General features: G+C 26.7%; 1 protein-coding gene and 1 pseudogene. Both read left to right on the top strand.

Annotated features, from left to right (window positions below):
* A partial coding sequence (locus tag ELQ12_RS09530) for a hypothetical protein (RefSeq protein ID WP_208379403.1) occupies positions 1-280 on the top strand: 280 nt, incomplete at its 5' end.
* Positions 281-1,520: 1,240 nt separating this feature from the next.
* Positions 1,521-1,917 (top strand): annotated as a pseudogene (locus ELQ12_RS09525) (hypothetical protein); the annotation flags it as partial.

Genomic DNA, 1,917 nt, shown 5'->3' with positions numbered 1-1,917 from the left:
CTCAATCTATGGCAAAACAGATGAAAACAAAAGCAAAATGACACCTGCTGTTATGGCTTATATCAAAAAAACAAAAAACACTTTTATTGCCAAACTAAAAAGAGTTAAAAACCATGAGAGCATTATCGATTTACAAGCCAAATACCCAAAGCTTGATATAGTTTCAGCCTATCAGTTTTTAACTCTCAAAGACAAATTCAAAATCACCAAATCAGAAATCCAAGATTTTGAAACACTAATCGATATTCTTTCAAAAAACGCCCAAAAATCAAAAAAATAACCCTAAAACGATAAAAACCATTAAAAAAATCATTTTAGCCTTTTAAAGGCTAATTCTGTCATTTTAAACCCTATATCCATTCAAGATACCCACTTGCAATCAAAAAAACACAAAAAAACCTACAAAAATCGCAACACAAAACAAAAACCACAGCCCATTTCAAAACTGCAAAGCATTTTTGAAAATTCGCAAGAACTTCTAAAATAAGCCCTTGATCTCATATTATCGCTATAAATCAAGCACAATCAAAAACACACGCCATGAAGAAAATTTTGTAGTTTTTAGCTCTAAAGTCTATTTTTGCCAAAAATCTTACACAATAACTCGATTATCAATAATGCTTAAAAACCTACAAAATAGATATTTTAAAAGCTTTTTACAAATCACAAAATGTCGGTAAAACATTAGCATAATTTGCCTACAACAATAAGATTTAAACGCCTATATTTAGGCTATATTATTGCATTATGCCCATTGGCTCAACTTTTTACATTTTTTTCAAAAAAAGCAAAAGAACCTAAAAATAAGGGTTTTAGCATAGATAAGCCCTAAATATTGATATTTTATTTTTTTATTACACTTTTTAGTATATTTTTTTCAACAATAAAAATTAAATTAATATTAAAAACCCTATAAAATAGTATTTTAAATAAACTCTTTTTTGTAGTTAAGTTGTAATAAAGTTGCACTCAAGTTGTAGTAAAAATAACATTAACTACATATTAACTACACTTTTACTTCAAAAAACATGCAAATTTTCACATTTTTGTAGTTAAAGTGTAGTGAAAGTGTAATAAAGTTGAACTCAAATTGTAGTTAAGTTGAAAATAATTGTAATAAAGTTGAATTCAAGTTGTAATTATGTTGTAGTTAAGTTGTAGTTAAGTTGAAAATAAAATGCAGTTTATCAAGTAGCGTTTTTTTGCACTCAAGTTGTAGTTATGTTGTAGTAAAAGTGTAGTTAAGTTGAAATAAAAATTACATAAACATAAACTATACTTGAAGTAAAGTTGTATTAATGTGTATCACATATTGAAATAAAATTACATATTGCTTGAAAACAACTTGTAATATATGTATTTTATTTAGTTGATTTGTAATTAACTCGCAACAACTTATATTTTAACTCCAACAGGAAAAGTAATAGACACTCCTATTGAAGGAGCGGTTGATTCTGACATACTTTTTGGACTATTGAAAGGTTTAGAAGATTATAAGAAAGGACAATTAGGTTTTTAGCGTGGAAAAAAACATAGAAAAATTAATTTTAGAATCCTATGAAGATAGTAAAACTAAATTTGACCATGTTACTACAGGACATATCAGTCAATATTTGAAAAGAAAATATGATTTAAAAATCAATTGTAGTAAGGCATTAATAGAAGCAGGCTTTGATCTTGAAAAAGATGAAAACGAACCTTCTTTAGTTTATGTTAAAAAAGCTACCACAAGAAACAAGACTTCAAATCGTGATCAAATTCAAAACAAAGTTGAAGAGAAACCTTTGTTGTTTCAATTTGCCTATTTTCCAAATTTTCTAAATACACTCCAAGAGCTTTCTAATATAGCTCAAAAAGAATTTTGGGGAAACGGAAATAATATTTTATTTTCTTATCTATTTAAATATTTTGAGTTCA

It is taken from the genome of Campylobacter sp. US25a, assembly GCF_004379075.1.
Lineage (GTDB): Bacteria > Campylobacterota > Campylobacteria > Campylobacterales > Campylobacteraceae > Campylobacter_D > Campylobacter_D jejuni.
Note: the sequence above shows the minus strand (reverse complement) of the source record. Positions and strands in the feature narration are given on the sequence as shown.